General features: G+C 61.8%; 14 protein-coding genes. 9 read left to right on the forward strand and 5 right to left on the reverse strand.

Translation table 11 applies throughout. The features are described from left to right. Positions 1-5 precede the first annotated feature (5 nt). Both ACQ4W6_RS00295 and ACQ4W6_RS00300 read left to right on the forward strand, forming a co-directional pair. A complete protein-coding gene (locus ACQ4W6_RS00295; protein WP_436565216.1) occupies positions 6-1,106 on the forward strand; it encodes a tRNA nucleotidyltransferase/poly(A) polymerase-related protein in 1,101 nt (366 codons plus the stop codon). An 82-nt stretch (positions 1,107-1,188) separates the two neighbouring features. Next, complete coding sequence (locus tag ACQ4W6_RS00300) at positions 1,189-1,896, forward strand: GNAT family N-acetyltransferase (RefSeq protein ID WP_436565217.1); 708 nt, start codon at positions 1,189-1,191, stop codon at positions 1,894-1,896. Between the two features lie 11 nt (positions 1,897-1,907). Here the strand turns inward: ACQ4W6_RS00300 and ACQ4W6_RS00305 are convergent, their stop codons facing one another. Beyond that, positions 1,908-2,432 (reverse strand): Lrp/AsnC family transcriptional regulator, encoded by a 525-nt coding sequence (locus tag ACQ4W6_RS00305; protein WP_034753092.1) that lies wholly within the window; start codon positions 2,430-2,432, stop codon positions 1,908-1,910. 125 nt (positions 2,433-2,557) lie between these two features. On the opposite strand from ACQ4W6_RS00305, the gene hppD reads away from it, so the two are divergent. From hppD to kefC, 5 genes are all read left to right on the forward strand, one after another. Then, on the forward strand, positions 2,558-3,685 hold the full coding sequence (gene hppD / locus ACQ4W6_RS00310) for a 4-hydroxyphenylpyruvate dioxygenase (RefSeq protein WP_436565218.1): 1,128 nt from the start codon (positions 2,558-2,560) through the stop codon (positions 3,683-3,685). A gap of 209 nt (positions 3,686-3,894) precedes the next feature. Then, on the forward strand, positions 3,895-7,491 hold the full coding sequence (locus ACQ4W6_RS00315) for an indolepyruvate ferredoxin oxidoreductase family protein (protein WP_436565219.1): 3,597 nt from the start codon (positions 3,895-3,897) through the stop codon (positions 7,489-7,491). A 139-nt stretch (positions 7,492-7,630) separates the two neighbouring features. Beyond that, positions 7,631-9,124, forward strand: coding sequence for a S41 family peptidase (locus ACQ4W6_RS00320; RefSeq protein WP_436565220.1), 1,494 nt, complete (start codon positions 7,631-7,633; stop codon positions 9,122-9,124). A 163-nt stretch (positions 9,125-9,287) separates the two neighbouring features. Continuing rightward, on the forward strand, positions 9,288-12,008 hold the full coding sequence (locus ACQ4W6_RS00325) for a TonB-dependent receptor plug domain-containing protein (protein ID WP_436565221.1): 2,721 nt from the start codon (positions 9,288-9,290) through the stop codon (positions 12,006-12,008). A 172-nt stretch (positions 12,009-12,180) separates the two neighbouring features. Then, positions 12,181-14,007, forward strand: a complete 1,827-nt coding sequence (gene kefC / locus ACQ4W6_RS00330) for a glutathione-regulated potassium-efflux system protein KefC (RefSeq protein ID WP_436565222.1) — start codon at positions 12,181-12,183, stop codon at positions 14,005-14,007. 22 nt (positions 14,008-14,029) lie between these two features. On the opposite strand, the gene pepF is transcribed toward kefC, so the two are convergent. The 4 genes from pepF to ACQ4W6_RS00350 all read right to left on the reverse strand — a co-directional run bounded on the left by pepF (position 14,030) and on the right by ACQ4W6_RS00350 (position 18,282). Beyond that, complete coding sequence (gene pepF, locus ACQ4W6_RS00335; RefSeq protein WP_436565223.1) at positions 14,030-15,922, reverse strand: oligoendopeptidase F; 1,893 nt, start codon at positions 15,920-15,922, stop codon at positions 14,030-14,032. A gap of 166 nt (positions 15,923-16,088) precedes the next feature. Next, positions 16,089-17,063 (reverse strand): tRNA 2-thiocytidine(32) synthetase TtcA, encoded by a 975-nt coding sequence (ttcA, locus tag ACQ4W6_RS00340; RefSeq protein WP_436565224.1) that lies wholly within the window; start codon positions 17,061-17,063, stop codon positions 16,089-16,091. Then, positions 17,060-17,458 (reverse strand): dihydroneopterin aldolase, encoded by a 399-nt coding sequence (locus ACQ4W6_RS00345; protein ID WP_076565127.1) that lies wholly within the window; start codon positions 17,456-17,458, stop codon positions 17,060-17,062. Before ACQ4W6_RS00345 ends, ttcA begins: the two co-directional genes overlap by 4 nt. Before the next feature lie 56 nt (positions 17,459-17,514). Further along, a complete protein-coding gene (locus tag ACQ4W6_RS00350) occupies positions 17,515-18,282 on the reverse strand; it encodes an SDR family oxidoreductase (RefSeq protein ID WP_436565225.1) in 768 nt (255 codons plus the stop codon). 125 nt (positions 18,283-18,407) lie between these two features. Here ACQ4W6_RS00350 and ACQ4W6_RS00355 point away from each other — a divergent pair, with 125 nt between their 5' ends. After that, on the forward strand, positions 18,408-19,559 hold the full coding sequence (locus ACQ4W6_RS00355; RefSeq protein WP_436565226.1) for a class I SAM-dependent methyltransferase: 1,152 nt from the start codon (positions 18,408-18,410) through the stop codon (positions 19,557-19,559). A 138-nt stretch (positions 19,560-19,697) separates the two neighbouring features. Continuing rightward, positions 19,698-20,786: a J domain-containing protein gene (locus tag ACQ4W6_RS00360; RefSeq protein ID WP_436565227.1), complete on the forward strand. Its 1,089-nt coding sequence runs from the start codon at positions 19,698-19,700 to the stop codon at positions 20,784-20,786. The last annotated feature ends 5 nt before the right edge of the window (positions 20,787-20,791 follow it).

Genomic DNA, 20,791 nt, shown 5'->3' on the forward strand with positions numbered 1-20,791 from the left:
ACATCATGAAGATATACACGGTCGGTGGCGCGGTGCGCGACCAACTGCTGGGCTTGCCCGTGAAGGATCACGACCACGTCGTCGTCGGCGCCACGCCCGAAGATATGCTGCGTCAGGGCTTTCGGCCCGTGGGCAAGGATTTCCCCGTGTTTTTGCACCCGCAGACACAGGAAGAATATGCGCTGGCCCGCACGGAGCGCAAGACGGCCCCCGGCTACCGGGGCTTTGTCTTCCACACGGCGCCCGACGTCACGCTGGAAGACGATCTGGTGCGGCGCGACCTGACCATCAACGCGATTGCGATGGCCGAGGACGGCAGCTTGACGGACCCGTTCGGCGGCATTGCCGATATCCAGGACAAGGTGTTTCGCCATGTCTCCGACGCGTTCGGCGAAGATCCCGTGCGCATCTTGCGCCTGGCCCGCTTTGCCGCCCGTTTCGACGGTTTTACGGTGGCGCCCGCCACCATGGCCTTGATGCGCCAGATGGTAGTGGATGGCGAAGTCGATGCCCTGGTGGCCGAGCGCGTGTGGCAGGAAGTGGCCAAAGGGCTGATGGAAAACCATCCGTCGCGCATGCTGGCGGTGCTGCACGAATGCGGCGCCCTGGCGCGCATCATGCCGGAGATCACGATTAGTGAACCCTTGCTGCAAATGATCGACCATGCCGCCGCGCAAGGCCATGAGCTGCCCGTGCGTTTCGCCGTCTTGATGCTGCACATGAGTAAAGATTCCATCGAGCAACTGAGCGAGCGCTTGCGCGTGCCCAATGATTGCCGCGAACTGGCCGTCATGGCGGCGCGCGAGCGCGCGCCTATCCATGGCGCGCCGGGCTTGCATGCGGAAGCCATCGTCGCCTTGTGCGAGCGCTGCGACGGATGGCGCAAACCGCAGCGCTTTGCGCAGATGCTGCAGGCGCTAGCTTGCGAGCAGCTGGGCGTCGGCGACTTTGCCCAGGCGGCCCGTTTGCAGGGCGGACTGGACGCGGCGCGCGCCGTCAACGCGGGCGCGCTGGCGCAAGGCTGCGCGGGCGATCCCAAACGCATCCCGGCAGTCATCTACGCGGCGCGGGTGGCGGCCGTGCAATCGTTCCTGGAGCAGGCTTGAACGGCGGGAGTGGGAATGCGCTACAATGTTGCACTGCACAATACTGGCATGACGTGCAGCAGCACCGCCCTCAGGAGTCGCCGTGACCTTACCCAAGCTTTTTCAAAACCCGTTTCGCCGCTGGCTCAGCCGTAGCGGCGGCGGGCGTCCGACCGTGCTGGTCAAGCAGTTGCATGAACGCGACCGGCGCCGCATGATGAAGCATTTCCTGACCCTGGAAAAAAGCGACCGGCTGCTGCGCTTCGGCAGCGCCTTGCCCGATGAACTGGTGGCGCAGTACGTGCAAAAGATGGATTTCTCGCGCGACATGGTCTATGGCGTCTACAACAGCCTGTTCAAACTGGTGGGCGTGGGGCATCTGGCGTTCGCGCCGAAGGATCAGTCGCCGGCGAAGCATGTCGTGACGGACAAGGAACAGGTGGCCGAATTTGGCGTGTCGGTCTCGAAATCCATGCGCGGCATGGGCGTGGGCTCGAAGCTGTTCGAGCGGGCGGCGATCCACTGCCGCAACAACGATGTCGATACCCTGTACATGCATTGCTTGTCGTCCAACAAGACGATGATGCATATCGCCAAGAAGGCGGGCATGGAAATCCAGCGCGACTATGGCGAAGCCGATGCTTATTTGAAACTATTGCCGCCAAACCCGAGCACCATGCTGCAGGAAGCCGTGCAGGAACAGTTCGCCATGTTCGACTACACCTTCAAGGCGAACGCGCGCGCCGCCTATAAGCTGTTCGAGCGCTTGCCGGGGCGCAAGAAAACCCCGGAGCCACCAGCGTCGCCGTAATCGTTGGAGCGTTACAGCAGCGGCAAGGCCGTCGTATCCTTGATGCGCTGCAGGGCGAAGCTCGATTTCACGTCCAGCACGGCGGGGTGGCGCAGCAGGGTCGCCATCATGAAGCGCGAAAAGTGCTCCATGTCTTCCACGTGCACGCGCAGCAGATAATCCATTTCCCCCGTCATCGCATAGCAAGCCACCACTTCCGGCCATTGTGCTACGGCAACAGCGAAGTCGGCGCGCGGCGAGGTATTCGTCACCAGGTTCGGCGCCAGCACGCGTGCCGTGCTGTGCGCGGTGGCGTCGCTGTGCTTTTCCAGGCGTACATTCACGTAAGCCAGCAAGCCCAGGCCGATCTTTTCCGGGTCCAGCAGGGCCACGTACTGGCGGATCACGCCCGCTTCTTCCAGCCGTTTGACGCGGCGCAAGCATGGCGATGGCGACAGGCTGACCTGTTCGGCCACGTCCTGGTTTGACAGGCGGCCATCGGCCTGCAGGACGGCGAGGATCTTGCGATCCGTTTTATCCAGCGTAATTTTGCTCATGCTTCCTCCGATGGTTCTTGTTTCACGCAATATTATTGCGCAAATCATGCATGTTCGGGAGATCTTTGGCATTTAATGCCCACAGACCGCGCCTATACTGTGCGCTACTTCTTGGAGGAGACATCATGCAATTTCAGCCTTGGGATAACCCGATGGGTACCGATGGTTTCGAGTTCGTCGAGTATGCAGCACCAGACCCAAAAGCATTGGGCAAGCTGTTCGAGAACATGGGCTTCACGGCCATCGCGCGCCACCGCCACAAGGATGTGACCCTGTACCGCCAGGGCGACATCAATTTCATCATCAATGCCGAACAGGATTCGTTCGCGCAGCGTTTTGCCCGCCATCACGGCCCTTCCGTGTGCGCCATCGCCATCCGCGTCGACGACGCGGCGTTCGTCTACCGCCGCGCGCTGGAACTGGGCGCCTGGGGCTTTGACAATAAAACCGGTCCGATGGAACTGAATATCCCCGCCATCAAGGGCGTGGGCGATTCCCTGCTGTATTTCGTCGACCGCTGGCGCGGCAAGGGTGCAGACAAGCCTGACGCAGCCGCGCCGGGCGGCATCGGCGACATCAGCATCTATGACGTCGACTTCGTCGCCATCCCGGGCGCCGTTGCCAATCCGGTCGGCCACGGCCTGACGTATATCGACCACCTGACGCACAATGTGCACCGTGGCCGCATGAAGGAATGGGCCAGCTTCTATGAAAGCCTGTTCAACTTCCGCGAAGTGCGCTATTTCGACATCGAAGGCAAGCTGACTGGCTTGAAATCGAAAGCCATGACGTCGCCGTGCGGCAAGATTCGCATCCCCATCAATGAATCGTCGGACGACAAGTCGCAGATCGCCGAATACCTGGACCAGTACCACGGCGAAGGCATCCAGCACATTGCGCTGGGGTCGGACGATATCTACGCCTCGGTGCAAGGCATGCGCGATACCGGTATCGATTTCCAGGACACGATTGAAACTTACTATGAGCTGGTCAACCGCCGCCTGCCGAACCACGGCGAGCAGCTCGATGAATTGCGCCGCCTGCGCATCCTGATCGATGGCCATAGCACGGAAACGGAACGCGAACTGCTGCTGCAAATCTTCACGCAGACGGTGATCGGCCCGATTTTCTTCGAGATCATCCAGCGCAAGGGCGACCAGGGCTTCGGCGAAGGCAATTTCCGCGCGCTGTTCGAGTCGATCGAGCTGGACCAGATCAAGCGTGGCGTACTGAAAGACACCAGCGCAGCATAAGATGTTGCGCTGTAACAAACAGTAGTAAAAAAAGCACCAAAAAGGTAAAAACGCGGGAGTGCAGTGCAGCACAGAACTGCGCGCATTCCTGTGGTAGTCTACGACAAACAAGTCATTTTTCCGCACCGGCATTGCCCACAAGGCGTGGCTGGTACGTGTGAGTTCAACCGACTTTGCACGCGTAGCACAGAGAATAATGGAGACAAGTAATGAATGCACCAGTCAAGGGCTCGCGTCTTGAGCCAGGGCCGCACGCGGCCGAAATTTCACTCGACGATAAATACACTTTAGAGCGCGGCCGCGCCTTCATGACGGGCACCCAGGCGCTGATCCGCCTGCCGATGCTGCAGCGCGAACGCGATGTAAAGGCTGGCCTGAATACGGCCGGTTATATCACCGGCTACCGCGGTTCGCCCGTGACGTCTGTCGACATGACGGCGATCAAGGCAAAAAAATACCTCGATGAACACCACGTCAAATTCCACCCGGGCCTGAACGAAGACCTGGCCGCCACGGCCGTCTGGGGCACGCAGCAAACCAATCTGTTCGAAGACGCCAAATACGACGGCGTGTTCAGCATGTGGTACGGCAAGGGCCCTGGCGTCGACCGCTGCGGCGACGTTTTCAAGCACGCCAACAACGCCGGTTCCGCCAAACACGGTGGCGTGCTGGTGCTGGCCGGTGACGACCATGCGGCAAAATCGTCGTCGATTGCGCACCAGAGCGACCATATCCTGAACGCCTGCGGCATTCCCGTGCTGTACCCGTCGTCGGTGCAGGAATACATCGACTACGGCTTGCATGCCTGGGCCATGAGCCGCTACACGGGCCTGTGGGTATCGATGAAATGCGTGACCGACATCATCGAGTCGGGCGCTGCCGTCAACCTCGATCCGGACCGCGTGCAAATCACCCTGCCGCTTGACTTCGAGATGCCGGCCGGCGGCCTGAACATCCGCTGGCCCGATGCCGTGCTGGAGCAGGAAGTGCGGATGAACAGCTACAAATGGTATGCGGCGCTGGCCTATGCGCGTGCCAACAAGCTCAATAAAATCATCTGGGACAGCCCGAAGGCGCGCATCGGCATCATCACGGCCGGCAAATCCTACCTGGACACGCGCCAGGCGCTGGCCGACCTGGGCATCGACGAGCAGACGGCGTCCGACATCGGCATCCGCCTGTACAAGATCGGCATGACCTGGCCGCTGGAAGCGGACGGCGTGCACGAATTTGCCAAGGGCCTCGATGAAATCCTGGTAGTGGAAGAAAAGCGCCAGATCCTCGAATACGCGCTGAAGGAAGAACTGTACAGCCTGAAGGATGGCGAGCGTCCGCGGGTGGTCGGCAAGTTCGACGATACGGGCGAATGGAGCAACCAGAAGGGCACGGGCCACGGCGACTGGCTGCTGCCGGCCACCTATGAACTGAATCCGGCCATGATCGCCCGCGCGATTGCCAGCCGCATTTCGCGCTACTACGCGGGCCACCCCGTCGAGCAGCGCGTGAAGGAACGCATCGCCTACCTGGAAGCGAAGGAAGACGTGCTGAAAGCGATCAGCGTGAAACCCGATCCGCAAAAAGACCGCACGCCATTCTTTTGCTCCGGCTGCCCGCACAACACCTCGACCAAGGTGCCGGAAGGCTCGCGCGCGCTGGCCGGCATCGGCTGCCACTACATGGTGCTGTGGATGGACCGCGAAACGTCGACATTTACCCACATGGGCGCCGAAGGCGTGACCTGGGTGGGGCAGGCGCCGTTCACGAATGAAAAGCATGTGTTTACCAACCTCGGTGACGGCACGTACTTCCACTCGGGCATCCTGGCGATCCGCGCGGCCGTCTCGGCCAAGGTAAACATCACCTACAAGATATTGTTCAATGATGCGGTGGCCATGACGGGCGGCCAGGAATTCGACGGTCCGCTATCGCCGGCCATCATTTCGCGCCAGATCGCCGCCGAAGGCGTCGGTCCCATCATCGTCGTCACCGACGAGCCGGAAAAATACCCGGACGATTACGAATGGGCGCCTGGCGTCACCGTGCGCCACCGTTCGGAACTGATGGATGTGCAGCGCGAACTGCGCGACATGCCCGGCGTGTCGGCCATGATCTACGACCAGACCTGCGCCTCGGAAAAACGCCGCCGCCGCAAACGCAATGAATACCCGGACCCGGCCAAGCGCGCCGTCATCAACGAAGCCGTCTGCGAAGGTTGCGGCGACTGTTCCGTGCAATCGAACTGCCTGTCGGTGGAACCGCTGGAAACGGACCTGGGGCGCAAGCGCCAGATCAACCAGTCGTCCTGCAACAAGGATTTTTCGTGCACCACGGGTTTCTGCCCCAGCTTCGTGACGGTGGAAGGCGGCGGCTTGAAAAAGCCGAAGAAAGCAGCGGCCGCCGACAAGGGCGGTCCTGAAGCACCAAGCCTGCCGACGCCGAGCATTCCATCGACGGCGGAGCCATTTGGCATCCTGGTGACCGGCATCGGCGGCACCGGCGTGGTCACCGTCGGCCAGATCCTGGCCATGGCGGCGCACGTGGAAGGCAAGGGCTGTTCCGTGCTCGACATGAGCGGCCTGGCGCAAAAGGGCGGCCCCGTGATGTCGCACGTGCGCCTGGCGGACCGCCAGGAAGACATCCACTCGACCCGCGTCGGCACGGGTGCGGCCGACCTGGTGATTGGCTGTGATTTGATCGTCACGGCCAGCCGCGACGCCCTGTCGCGCATGGGGGAGGGCCGCAGCTGGGCCATGATCAATTCGACCAGCTCGTCGACGGCTGCTTTCGTGAAGAACCCGGACTGGCAATTCCCCGGCGTCGGCGCACGCCTGGAAATCGAAAAGGCATGCGGTGCGGACCACGTGGACTTCATCGATGCGGGCCAGATCGCCACGGCGCTGATGGGCGACTCGATCGCGACGAATATGTTCATGCTGGGCTACGCCTGGCAAAAGGGCAAAGTGCCGCTCACCGAAGCGTCCATCATGAAAGCCATCGACTTGAACAACGTCTCGGTGGCGTTCAACAAGGCGGCCTTCAACTGGGGCCGCGCGGGCGCCCACGATACGGCCAGCCTGGTGCGCATGACAACACCAGCCAAGGTGGTGGAATTCAAGCGCACCGAAACGCTCGACGACTTGATCGAAAAGCGCGTGGCCCTGCTGACGGCCTACCAGGACCGCGCCTATGCGCAGCAGTACCTGGACTTCGTCGGCCAGGTGCGCGCCGCCGAAAGCGCGCTGAATGGCCCGCATTTGCGCCTGACGGAAGCCGTGGCCCGCTACTTCTACAAGCTGATGGCCTACAAGGACGAGTATGAAGTGGCGCGCCTGTACACGGACGGCGCCTTCCAGGCAAAGATCGCTGCCATGTTCGAAGGCGACATCAAGCTCAAGTTCCACCTGGCGCCGCCGATCATGGCGAAAACCGATGCCCAGGGCCATCTGGTGAAGCAGGAATTTGGCCCGTGGATGATGAAGGCTTTCGGCGTACTGGCCGGGTTCAAGGGCTTGCGTGGCGGCGCCTTCGATATCTTCGGCTACACGGCTGAGCGCAAGATGGAGCGTGCGCTGATCGCCGAGTACCGCGCGACGGTGGGCGGCTTGCTGCCCAAGCTGACGACGGCCAAGCTGGCGCAAGCCGTGGCCATTGCCAGCATTCCGGAGGATATCCGCGGCTATGGCCATGTCAAGGAACGTCACTTGACGGCGGCCAAGGAGAAAGAGGCCAGCCTGCTGGTCGCCTTCAACGCCCCGCTTCCAGTGCCGGTCGGCGTGCCGGCTCCGGTGGCAGCTACCGTTGCTTGATGGCTTGATGGCGTGATGGCGTGAGTAGAGCGATCTAGCAATGGCGCCTTCGGGCGCCATTTTTTCGTGTCAAATAGAACAACGCATTTTCGAAAAGCGCATTATAATTTTTCGATAATTTCTTTTAGGAAAGTTTATCATGCACTCCCTGCGCCTCTCCTCCCTGGCCGTTCCCTTGCTTTTACTGTTGAGTGCCTGCGGTGGCGGCGGTGGTGACAGCGCGCCGCTCGTCCCGCCCGTGACGCCGACCGGCCCGACGGCCCTCGTCGCTTCGTCCACGGTGATGAACCGCTGCGAGAAGCCGCGCAGCGGCAGCAGCGTGGACAAGCAGGGCACCTTGCTCGATGAACTGACGTGGGTGCGCAGCTGGATCGATGAAACCTATCTGTGGTACCGCGAAGTACCGACGACGTATCTGCCGCACAATTTCAGCACGCCTATCGCGTATTTTGATGTGCTCAAGACTAGCGCCACGACGGCGTCCGGCAAGCCCAAGGACCAATTCCATTTCACCTATACGACGGCAGAATGGGAGGCATCGCAGAACGGCATCGAACTAGGCTACGGCATGCTGCTGGCCATTACGCGCAATACGCCGCCGCGCAACGCCGTGATCACGATCGTCGAGCCGGGCTCGCCGGCGGCGCTGGCGGGCCTGCAGCGCGGCGATGTGCTGCAAACCGTCGATGGCATCGACTTCGTCAATGCGCCTGACAGTGCCAGCGTGGCTAGCATCAACGGGGCCCTGTTCCCTGAAGCGCAGGGCACGCACACGCTGGGATTGAGCCGCAACGGCGCAGTAGTGAGCGCGAGCCTGACGGCGGTTGAAGTCAGCACCAGCGCCGTGCAAAACGAGAGCATCATCGATACGTCCACGGGCAAGGTGGGCTACCTGACCTTCAACACGCACAACAACGTGGCCGAACGCCAGTTGATCGAGACCATGCGCCGCTTCCAGGCGGCCGGCATCAGCGACTTGGTGCTCGATGTGCGCTACAACGGCGGCGGCTACCTCGATATCGCCAGCGAACTGGCGTATATGATCGCCGGTCCACAGGCGACGACAGGCAAGGCATTCGAACAGGTACTCCTCAATGACAAGACCAAATCGGCAGCGCCGGTACCATTTCATGCGCGCAGCCAGGGGTTTTCCGCACCGAACCCCATCGCCGTGGGCACCGTGTTGCCCTACCTTGGGCTCAAGCGCGTGACCTTGCTCACCACGGGCAATACCTGCTCGGCCAGCGAAGCGATCATCAACGGCTTGCGCGGCGTGGATGTGGAGGTCAACCTGATTGGCGGCACCACGTGTGGCAAGCCCTACGGTTTTTATCCCGCACCGAATTGCGGCACCACCTACTTCGCCGTGCAGTTCCAGGGCGTCAACGCCAAGGGCTTTGGCGACTTTTCCGATGGCATGGCGCCCACCTGCAGCGTGACGGACGACTACCAGCATCAGCTGGGCGATATGGCAGAAGGCATGCTGGCGGCAGCGCTGCGCTACCGCAGCAGCGGCAGTTGTGCCCCGGTCACGGGTGCGACCAGATTGCTCAGTTCAATGGAGAGTCCGTCCGACACCGCTACACGCCTGCTGCGGCCATCCTACAAGGAAATTGCTGTATTAAAACGCTAAAACGTATTTCTGTTCCACCTGCAAGGGGAAAGCGGAGCAGCTTTCTGCTCATGAATATTTCTATATAACAATTTTGATATATGGAAAGACGAATCCATTCGTTCTGAAATGACTGGCATTTTGCTATCTTGCCGCTTTTTCTCCCACCTTGAGAAGCGCAACGATGTCGAAACAGTTCAAGTTAACTCCGCTCAGCCTTGGCATACTGGCCATCCTGGGCGGCACCGCATGGCAGGCGCACGCGCAAACGCAAGCGCCCGCAGCGGATCAGCAGCCAGCGGCCACTCCGCAGGCCGTCGTGGTCACCGGTTCGCGCATCCCCCGCGCCAGCCTGGAAGGCCCGTCTTCCGTCACCATCCTGACCGGCGATGAAATCACCAGGCAAGGCTACAAGAATGTCTTCGACGCGCTGACCAACCAGGTGCAGAACAGTGGTTTCACGCAGGGTGAAGACTACGGCAATACCTTCACGCCGTCGGCCAATACCATCAGCCTGCGCGGCCTGGGTCCCAACCATACGCTGATCCTGCTGAATGGCCGCCGCCTGGCCGACTTCCCCATCGCCTATGACGGCGCCGTCAACTTCACCAATCTGGCGAATATCCCGTCAAGCATCGTCGACCGCATCGAGATCCTCAACGGCGGCGCCTCCGCCATCTATGGCTCGGACGCGATCGCCGGCGTGGTCAACGTGATCCTGAAAAAACAGACGGAAGGCTTGGATATCAACGTCAAGCTGGGCGGCACCTCGCGCGGCGGCGCCGGCAACCAGCGCGTGCAGCTGACGGGCGGCGGCAATTTCGACAAGCTGCACACCCTGTTCAGCGTCGAACTGAGCCAGCGCGACCCGCTGTGGAGCATGGACCGCGACTTCATGGCCAGCCGCTCGGGCGTGCCGACCACGGTGGCCTCGCGCCGCGCGGTCGCAGCCGGCACCGCCGGCAGCTATGTCGACCTGGGCGACACCTGCAGCCAGTTCGGCGACATGTTCGGCGGCAGCGTCACCAAGTACATGGCAAAAAATGGCAGTTATTGCGCCAGCCCGAAAACCCGGCCCACCTACTGGACCACGCAGACCGAGAACAAGAGCCAGAACGTGTTCGGCAGCGCCAACTACGAGCTCGATGCCGAGACCACGCTGTTTGCCGACTTCCTGATCGGCAAGAACAAGACCGTCAACAATACGCGCGGCCCGTCGTGGACTTCGGCCTCGCTGGGCAACGGCTATTTCCTGAACCAGAACAGCGGCGCCTATGAAGACTGGACCCGCTACATGTCGCCCGAGGAAATCGGCGGTGTGCAGCGCTACAACCGCAGCTGGGACGACCTGGCCACGGCCATCTCGCTGGGCGCCAAGGGGCGCATTCCCGGCACCGCATGGCAGTATGAAGCCAACTACAACGCCTCTATCTACAAGAGCGAGGGGCATACGCCGCGCATGCTGTCCAATATCGACAGCTTCTTCCTGGGCCCCAAGCTGGGCACGGATGCCAATGGCGTGGCCGTCTACGCACCGGATGCGGCGCGCCTGTCGCGCCGTCTGACGCCGTCTGAATTCGACAGCATCACCGGCTACGCCGACAGCAATGACAAGGCCTGGACGAATACCCTCAGCCTGGCCACGAATGGCGACCTGTTGCAGCTGCCTGCCGGTATGGCGAAGATCGCCACCATTGCCGAAGTGGGCAAGCAAGGCTTCAGCAACACGCCGGACGCGCGTATCAACGAAGGCTATTTCAACCTCGCCACCGGTTCGGGTGTCACTGCCGGCACCCGTTCGCGCTATGCGCTGGGAGCGGAACTGAACCTGCCGCTGCATGAAAAACTGACCGGTACCGTTGCCGGCCGCTTTGACCGCTACAGCTTTGCCGGCCGCAAGGAAGGCAAGTTTACCTACAACGGCGGGCTGGAATTGCGCCCGTCGCCCGACCTGCTGTTCCGTGCCAACTACGCCACCAGCTTCCGCGCGCCGGACATGAACTATATCTACCAGGCACGCGGCACCGGCTACTATTCGAGCACCACCGATTACTACCGCTGCGGCGCCGCCGGCCAGGCCATCGAAGGCTGTGAATTCGCCAACAAGTCGCCGGGTGCCGATTATGTACAGAACGGCAGCCGCGACCTGCAGTCGGAAAAGGGCAAGTCGTTTGGCGTGGGCGCCGTCTGGTCGCCCAGCGCCAATTTCGACGTCTCGGTCGACTACTGGAACATCAAGATCGATGACCTGGTGACGAACCTGAGCGCCGACAAGATACTGCGCGATGAAGCCGATTGCCGCCTGGGCAAGACCGATATCAGCTCGCCGACCTGCATCGATACCTTGCACCGCGTCGAACGCTTTGCCGCTAATGCCCTGAACCGTGCCGGCGAGATCAAGACCATCACCGTCAACCCCATCAACGCGGCCAAGCAAAGCAGCAGTGGCGTCGATATCAGCCTGAAGTATTTGCTGCGCACGACCGATTATGGCCGCTTTGCCTTCAAGGCCAACTACGCCAGAGTGCTGAGCAAGAAATCGCAGCAATTCGTAGGCGACGAAGAGATCGACGACACCAAATCGCTGACGAACATGGATTGGCCCGACAAGCTCAATCTGAGCATCAACTGGGGTGCGGGCGACTGGTCGAATACTTTGCTGGTGAGCCGCTACGGCAAGGTACCGAACGCCGCTGGCACTGGCTACCTGACGCCGACGGCGCTGGCCAATATCAGCACCGTGTACCGCATCAATGACCGCGCCACCGTCTCGCTGATCGTCAACAACGTGTTCGACAAGATCAAGCGCGACAACAGCGCCGGCTGGCCGTACTACCCGATCGGCAATTACAGCCCGCAAGGCCGCCAGGGCTGGGTCGAGTTCAACTATCATTTTGGCTCGTAATTCGCATTCGGCAGATCAAGCCGGGAACAGCACATGCTGTCCCGGCTTTTTTCATGGGACGAGCAGCTGAACTATCAACACTCAATTCGCGGCACTGCCAGGACCTGGGCAAGCCCGGGCCGGGCATTTCAGGCATGATGTCGTTTCATCCACACCTCTGCCCAGAACCCGCATGGAACACCACAGATTTCTCGTCAACATACTGTTTTACCTGGTGGCCGCCATCATCATGGTGCCGCTGGCCAAGCGCCTGGGCATGGGCGCCGTGCTGGGCTACCTGGTGGCCGGCGTCGTTATCGGGCCGTGGGGCCTGGGCCTGATCAAGAATGTCGAAGTGATCCTCAGCTTCTCCGAATTCGGCGTGGTGCTGCTGCTGTTCCTGATTGGCCTGGAGCTGGAGCCGAAGCGTCTGTGGCTGTTGCGACGTGCCATCTTCGGCGGGGGCGGCGCGCAGGTGGGTGTCGTCAGCGCGGGACTGTGCGCCGTGGCCATGGTCTTCGGCGTGGACTGGCGCACGGCGCTGGTGGGCGCGCTGGGCCTGTCGCTGTCGTCGACGGCCATCGTGCTCGCTACCCTGGGCGAGCGAAAACTGACGAGCACGCCCGCCGGTGCCGCCGGCTTTTCCATCTTGCTGTTCCAGGATATCGCCGCCATCCCCATGATCGCGCTGGTGCCGCTGCTGGGCGGCCTGGTTGCGCACAGCGGCGAACCGGGTTGGCTGCGCGTGGCCAAGCTGGCCGCCGTGCTGGCCGCATTGGTGATCGGCGGGCGCTTTCTCGTCAATCCCATCCTGCGCTTCATCGCGAAAACGGAGTTGCGTGAAATTTTCACCGCTTTTGCCCTGCTGCTGGTGATCGCCATTTGCGTGCTGATGGAATCGGTGGGCCTGTCGATGGCGCTGGGGACCTTTGTGGCTGGCGTGCTGCTGGCCGATTCCGAATACCGGCATGAGCTGATCAGCGACCTGGAACCGTTCAAGGGCTTGTTACTGGGCCTGTTCTTCATTGCGGTGGGTATGTCCGTCGACTTTGGCGTGCTGCGTGCCCAGCCCCTGCTGATTCTGGCCCTGGTGGCAGGCTTGCTGGCGGTGAAAATCACTTTGCTGTACGTGCTGTCGAAGTTCTTTGACATCCCGCGCGGCCAGCAGCTGTTCTTTGCATTGCTGCTGTCGCAGGGCGGCGAATTCGCCTTCGTCGTGTTTGCCGCTGCCGTGGCCGCGCACGTGTTTTCGCCCGAGACAGGCGCCCTGCTGGTCGTCGTCGTCACTGTCTCGATGGTGGCCACGCCCTTGCTGCTGCTGTTGCACGATAAATTTATCGCGCCGCGCCTGCAAGGCGACAAGAAGCGCCGTCCGGACGAGCATATCGAGGCGCAGGACAACCCCATCGTCATCGCCGGCTTCGGCCGTTTCGGCCAGATCATCGGCCGCCTGCTGGCAGCCAATAAAATCGGCGTGACGGTGCTAGACCACGATCCGGACCAGATCGACTTGCTGCGCAAGTTCGGCTTCAAGGTGTTTTATGGCGATGCCACGCGCGTCGACCTGCTGGTGGCGGCGGGCATCGAGAAGGCCAAGGCGCTGGTGATCGCCATTGACAACGTGGACGACAGCCTGGCGCTGGTCGACGCCGTGCGCCTGCGCCTGCCGCAGCTGACGATATTGGCGCGGGCACGCAACGTCACGCATTACTATGAATTGATGAAACGGGGCGTGACCCTGATCGAACGCGAGACGTTCGCCGCGGCGCTGCTGCTGGGCGAGCAGACCTTGCAGCAGGTGGGCTACAGCCCGGAGCGGGCGCAGCGCGCGGCCGGCATCTTTGGCCGGCATAACTTGAAAACCCTGCTGCAAGTGGCGCCGCACTTCCAGGACCAGCAAAAGCTCATGTCGCTCACGCGCCAGGCGCGCGAGGAGCTCGAAGACATGTTCGAGAGCGATGCGGCCGCGTTTGCGGCTGCAGGCGAGGAAAAGGAAAACCCGGCGGCGGATCCGAAATAGCTGCCGCCAGGCGTTCTGCGGCTTATTTCCCCCGACGGCTTTCGATTGCTTCGATCTGGTTCATGATGCCGTTCATGCGCGCCACCAGCGCCTGGTATGGTTTTGGCGTGGCCAGGTCGACGCCGGCTGCTTTGACCAGCTCATACGGGTCGTTTGATCCGCCCGCACTGAGCATCTTCAGATAAGCGGCCAGCGCGCCCGGTTCCTTGTCGAGGATGCGCTGCGAGAAATCCTGCGCTGCCGCGATCGAGGTGGCGTACTGGAACACATAGAAGCCGTGGTAAAAGTGCGGCACGTACGCCCATTCCAGCGCGTAGACAGGATCGATGGTCATGACGCCCTGCGCTTCGCCGTGGTAGCGCTTGAGGATATCGGCGTAGATGGCCGTCATCTGCTCGCCCGTCAGCGACTCGCCCTTGTCCACCTTGCCGTGGATGGCCGCCTCGAATTCGGCGAACATGGCCTGGCGGAAGAAGGTGCCGCGCAGGTTTTCCAGCGCCGCGCCCAGGTACAGCAGGCGTTCATCGTCATCCTTGGCCTGCTTCAGGCGCGCGTCGAGCAGCAGCGCTTCGTTCGTCGTCGAGGCGATTTCCGCCACGAAGATGCTGTAGGGCGCATAGATGGATGGTTGCGCCTTGTTGGCCAGCACCGAGTGCATGGCGTGGCCCCATTCGTGCGTCAGGGTGCTGACGGCTTCGTAATTGTCAGTGTAGTTCAGCAGTACATACGGGTGCACGTCATACGCGTCGCCATTCATGTAGGCGCCCGCCACCTTGCGCGGACGCGGATACACATCCATCCAGCGCGCGTTCACGGCGGCGCTGAGCGCTGTCACATAGTCGGGGCCCAGCGGCGCAACGGAATCGAGCATCATCTGCTTGCCGTCGGCCAGCGGGAAGGTGCGCTCGCTTTTCAGCAGCGGCGCATAGATGTCGTAGTAGGCCAGGTCCTTGATGCCCAGCATGCGCGCGCGCAGCTTGAAGTAGCGGTGCAGGGTGGGCAGGTTGGCGTTGGTCTGGGCGATCAGGGTCTGGTAGACGGCAGGCGGCAGGTGGTCGGCATCGAGCGCGGCGCTTTGCGAGTCGGTATAGTGGCGCACCTTCGCATACGCGGCGTCCGTTTTCAGCTGGCCGTACAGGGTTTCGCCAAAGGTGCGCTCGTAATCCTTCCATTTGCCGAAGAAGGTGTCGAACACCAGCTTGCGGTCGGCACGGTTGTCGTCGCCCCGATACCTGGTGTAGGCCGCCTGGTCGAGCCGCACGTCCTTGCCATCCGACAGTTTTACTGTGGGCCACGGTATTTCCGCATTGGCCAGGGTACGGTAGATGCTGGCAGCCGAGCCCGTCGCCAGGCCAAACTGCGCCACCAGCTGCTCGCCGGCCGCGTCCAGCGTATGCGGCGCACTGCGCAGCATGTTGCTCAGCTGGAAGCGGTACAGCTGCAAGCCCTTGTCTTTGGCCAGCATGGCATCGATGCGCTGGGCGCCCAGCGCCAGGATCTCCGGCTGCAAAAAGGTCGTCGCCTGGCTGAATTCATTGCCCAGCAGGGCGGCGCGCTGGTTCAGCTGGTTGCCCTTGCTGTCGCCCGTGTCCTGGTCGTAATACTGCGACGCATAGGTGGTTAGCATGTTGACGCGCTTGCGCGCATCCGCATACAGGTCCAGGCAGCTTTTCAGGCGTGCAGGCGAGGCACCCAGCTGGCCCTTGCAGATGGCCAGCTGCAGCAGCTGGGCCGACAGTTTTTTCGCGTCAGAATCGAAAGCGGCATCGCCTGGATACAGCGCCGTCAAATCCCAGCGGTCGGCTGGCTTGTCGGTCTGCACTGGGGCGGGTGCGGCGAAGGCGGTGGCAAGGCTGAGGGCGAGCAGGGAGAGCAGGGAGAGCAGCAGGGGGCGCTTGAGCGCGGATGGCGTCATGGATCATTCCGGTGAGGTTGTCGAAAGAATGCGTGCTGACCGCCGGACAGGCATGCGCGCGTGACGCACCACGTACCGGCAGAGAACTACGGTACATCAAATGCAGGGATGGGGAAAGAGGGACGGCGCCGCCACCTGGACGGTGGCGGCGAAACAACAGAGGAAATTACAGCGGTTGCAGCACAATTGTCGCGCCAAATGTGGTCGGCGTCGCGCACGGCTCTTCGTCGAAGGCGATATCGCCCAGCGGGCTGGCCACACCGTCCGCCTTCAAGTCCTTGAAGCCATGCAGTTTCGGGTCCATCAGGTGCGATGGGACCACGTTCGACAGCGAGGAGAAGATGCTTTCCACGCGGCCGGGGAACTTCTTGTCCCATTCGCGCATCAAACCCTTGATCTGCTTGCGCTGCAGGTTTTCCTGCGAACCGCACAAATCGCATGGAATGATGGGGAAGCCTTTGACTTCCGCGTAGCGTTGCGTATCTTCTTCCTTCACATATGCCATCGGACGGATGACGATGTGCTTGCCGTCGTCGGACTGCAGCTTGGCCGGCATGCCTTTCAATTTTCCACCGAAGAACATATTCAGGAAGAAAGTTTCTAAAATATCATCGCGGTGGTGGCCCAGGGCGATCTTGGTCGCGCCCAGCTCGTCAGCCACGCGGTACAAAATGCCGCGGCGCAGGCGCGAGCACAGCGAGCAAGTGGTTTTACCTTCTGGAATCAAGCGCTTGACGATGCTGTAGGTGTCCTGGTTTTCGATGTGGAAAGCCACGCCCAGTTCCGTCAGGTAGGCAGGCAAGATTTCCGGCGGGAAATTCGGCTGTTTCTGGTCGAGGTTGACGGCGACAATCTCGAAATTGATCGGCGCGCGTTCGCGCAAGGTCATCAGAATGTCCAGCAGGGCGTAGCTATCCTTGCCGCCCGACAAGCACACCATCACCTTGTCGCCTTCTTCGATCATGTTGAAGTCGCCGATGGCTTGTCCCACCAGGCGGCACAGACGCTTGTGCAGCTTGTTGTTTTCCAGGGCGATCTTTTCCCCCTTCTTGCGCGCCAGTTTCTGCGCTTCCACATTGGCCGGGATTGCCACGGCCGTTTCCAGCGTTGCCAGTACGCCAGCGTTGTTCATGTCGTTCATGCTTCATCCTTGATCTTGAATACTTCCACGCCCACGCCTTCGCAGTCGGGATACACGTCCGGTTTCATGGACGAGACGCGCGCCGCACGCACGCGCGGGTGGGCCAGCATGGCTTCGAGCACATCGTCGACCAGGCTTTCCTGCAGCTGCACGTGGCCTTGCGCCATGCGCTTGGCGATGGTTTCGCGCATGAAGTCGTAGTCGACCACTTCTTCCAATTGATCATCCTTCGGCGTCGACAGGGCCAGGGGAATGTACAGGTCGACGTTGATGAGGACGCGCTGTTCACCCTTTTTCTCGAAGTCATAGACACCGATGTTGATGAGGACTTCGTAATTGCGCAGGAACAGGCGGCGGCAATCGGCCAGGCGAGGGTGGGACAGGGCGGACGACATAGTTTTACCTTTTAGGGGATGCTGGAATGCTGGTTTTTGTTTGGTATGGCTGCTGATTATTTGCTCAGGAACATGACATCGCGCGGCAAGCCGATCAAATGCTGGCCGCCGTCAACGAGTAGCGTCGTACCCGTCAGCGCACGCGCGCCGGCGACATAACAGACGCAGTCGGCCACATCGTCTGGCGTGCTGGAGCGGCCCAATGGCGTATTTTCGTGCGCCTTGGCAAAGTTCGCTGCCGTTTGCTCGCCGGAGACCATGGTGATGCCGGGGGCAATGCCTACCACGCGCACTTTCGGCGCCAGTGCCTGGGCCAGCATGGTGGTCGCGGAAAGCAGCGCCGCCTTGGACAGCGTGTACGACAAAAAATCAGGATTGAGATTGTACAGTTTTTGGTCCAGCAAGTTGATGACCACGGTTTGGCCGCCTTCCGGCGTGGCCTGGTACAGGGCCTGCGCCAGCAGTATGGGGGCGGCCAGATTGGCATGCATGTGCGCGTCCAGCGCGGCGACGGAAAAATCGCCGGCGTTGTCGTATTCAAACAACGATGCGTTGTTCACCACGCAAGTTACCGGTCCCAGCGCCGCCTGCGCCTGTGGCAGCAGCTGGCGTACCTGGGCTTCCTGCGCCAGGTCGCAAGAAAAGGCCTGCGCGCGCCGGCCGAGCGCGGTAATTTCCGCCACCAGGCTGAGCGCCTCGTCGCGCGACTCGCGGTAATGCACGGCAATATCCCAGCCGTCGCGCGCCAGGCCCAGCGCGATGGCGCGGCCGATGCGGCGCGCGGCGCCTGTGACGAGGGCGACGCGGGGTGTGCTGTGTGGCATAGGCGATGCTGGAATCATGTCTTTACTGTCGTTGTGTGTGAAGTGAGCTTGGCCAGTACTGGCCACTAATGGCCACTAATGGCCACGACTGGCGGGCTGCCCGGCCGATTCGCTACAATGCGGGTATGTCTCTTCCCGTACCCGATAGCGACGCGCTGGCCGCGTCCCATGCCTTGCAGCACCAAATTGCCGCTGAAATCGCGCGCAATGATGGCGCCATTCCCTTTGTCCGCTTCATGGAGCTGGCGTTGTATGCGCCTGACCTCGGCTATTACAGCGGCGGTGCCGCCAAGCTGGGTAAAGATGGCGATTTTATAACTGCGCCGGAAATTTCGCCCCTGTTCGGCGCCACGCTGGCCCATGTGGCAGCCGCTATTATGGCGCAAACGGCCCCGCGCATCCTCGAATTCGGCGCCGGCACGGGCAAACTGGCCTTCGATATCCTGACCGAAGCGGCAAATGCCGGCATTCCTGTACAACAGTACGCGATCGTCGAATTGTCCGGCGAATTGCGCGCGCGCCAGGAGCTGGCGCTGGCCGCCTTCCCGCAAGTGGTATGGTTGGATGGCTTCCCCGACGCTTTCGAGGGCGCCGTGTTCGGCAATGAAGTGCTCGACGCCATGCCCGTCAACCTGATCAGCAAGACGCCCGATGGCTGGTGCGAGCTCGATGTCAGCATCGCCGATGGCAAGTTCGTCTTCATCGAGCGCCCCGCCGGCGAAGACGTCGCGGCGCAGATCGCCGCCCAGGTGCCCGATGCGGACGACTTGCCGGTCGGCTATGTCAGCGAGATCCATGGCGTTGCCTGCGGCTTCATGCGCTCGCTGGCGCGCATGCTCACCGCTGGCAAGGGCGGTGCGGCCGTGCTGTTCGACTATGGTTTCCCCGCGCACGAGTTCTACCTGGGCCAGCGCGCCACGGGCACCCTGATGTGCCATTACCGCCACCACGCCCACGCGGAACCGTTTTACTTGCCCGGTTTGCAGGACATCACCGCCCACGTCGACTTCACGGCCATGGCCGTGGCGGCGCAGGATGCGGGCCTTGATGTGCTCGCTTACATGAACCAGGCGTCCTTCCTGCTGGGCGCCGGTATCGGTGACTTGCTGCTGCGCACGGACCCCGAACAGGTCAAGACGTACTTGCCGCAGGCCAGTGCCGTGCAGAAACTGCTGTCGCCAGCCGAGATGGGCGAATTGTTCAAGGTGCTGGTGGTCGGGCACCAGGTGGGGTTGCCGGCGCCCCTGTTGTCCGGCGACCGCAGCCACCGCTTGTAATGTCAAGGCAGGGCAGTCTCGCCCTGCAATTTCCTCTGCGCCGCGGTTATTAACTTGTCATATCGTATATGATGACCGATACAGCACGGTTCCATCCTGCAAGAACCCGTCGCCGCGCACCGATTTCAAGATAGAACGATGGGAAAGATACATACACACTATGACAACCTGAAAGTGGCGCGCCTGGCGCCGCAGGAAGTCATACGTGCCGCGTACAAGGCCCTCAGCCAGAAATACCATCCAGACAAGAATCCCGGCGACGAAAAGGCCGCCCGCATCATGGCGATCCTCAACAGCGCGTATGGCACCTTGTCCGACCCGCAACGCCGCCGCGAGCACGACGAGTGGATCGCCGCCGAGGAATGGGAAATCGAATGGCTGGAAAGCACCCATCACGACGAAGGCAAGTCCAGGGATGGCCGGCCGAAAGGCCCTGCCCAGCAGCATGAACACGCCTGGGCGCAGGATGTGCCGCCGCCGACGGGCAAGGCGCGGCGCGGCCCGTTGCCGATCTGGCGCAACTGGCGCTGGTGGCTGAGCCTGCTTGTCTGTCTGCTGTTCGGTTGGCTGGGCGCCTTGCTGATGCTCGATACTGCCCAGCCGATGCCGACTGCGTTGGCGACGACCTGGAATGGCCTGGCCCGCGATGGCGGCAAGCCGCACAAGGAGGCGCCGGTCGATGGCGAGGCCAGCTTGCTGCCAGCGGCCAAGCCGGAAGCGGTGGCCGTCGATAGCTGGGCCGTGGGCAAGCCGTATGCAGCCGAGCCGGCGCAGGCCAGGACGCCCCAGATCCGCATGCAGGCAGTGTCCCAACTGGTCCTGAAAGCGAGCAAGCCCGTGTGCGATGGCACCGACCAGCCGACCGCGCTGGTGGCGCCGAATGGCGAGCCATGGCCGGCGCAGTCCGGCTATGTGGATGGTTTTCCGGTCAGTAACAAGGGCGATGAACTGGCGCTGAGCATCGACAACAGTGCCAATGCGGCGCCCGTGTTCGTCAAGCTGTATGACCTGGAGCGGCGCGCGAATGTGCGCTACATTTACCTGCTGGCGCATGACAAGCTGACGGTCGAGAAGCTCAGCGCGGGCAAGTATGAAGTGCGCTACCAGGCCGTCGGGCCCGGCCAGGACAGTTGTGGCGCCAAGCCGCAGAGTGACACAGCGGCACCCGCGTCCAGCCCGGCCAACGGCGAAGGTGGCACGCAGAATCCTGTTGTAAGCAGCATCTAATCTGA

This window comes from Janthinobacterium woesei, from assembly GCF_051380875.1.
GTDB lineage: Bacteria > Pseudomonadota > Gammaproteobacteria > Burkholderiales > Burkholderiaceae_D > Janthinobacterium.